Origin of the sequence: Thermomonospora catenispora, from assembly GCF_006363815.1 — a bacterium.
Taxonomy (GTDB): domain Bacteria; phylum Actinomycetota; class Actinomycetes; order Streptosporangiales; family Streptosporangiaceae; genus Thermomonospora; species Thermomonospora catenispora.
On the sequence record NZ_RRYT01000108.1, the window covers coordinates 1 to 310 of the forward strand.

Annotated in this window: 1 rRNA gene; it reads right to left on the minus strand. The window is 58.7% G+C overall.

Annotated elements, in window-relative coordinates:
- Window positions 1–63: 63 nt before the first annotated feature.
- Window positions 64–180, minus strand: a 5S ribosomal RNA gene (gene rrf, locus EIO00_RS24020).
- Window positions 181–310 lie beyond the last annotated feature (130 nt).

A 310-nucleotide genomic window follows, 5' to 3' on the forward strand; every position in this document is an offset into this window, starting at 1 on the left:
CAAAAAGAAAGGGGGGGCGGAACAACCCCAAGGCCGTTCCACCCCTCCCCTTTGACGTTGAAGTCCCGGCGGCGTCCTACTCTCCCACACAGTCTCCCATGCAGTACCATCGGCGCTGGAGGGCTTAACTACCGGGTTCGGAATGAGACCGGGTGTTTCCCCTCCGCCATGACCACCGGAACACCTACACCCCAACAACCACACACACGCGCGTGGCCGGGGAAACCTTATTCACCTATCAACAACCCAGAACCACAAGGATCGTTGTTTGTTTCCTGTGAACCGCACAGGGATGCGAACACCACCCACC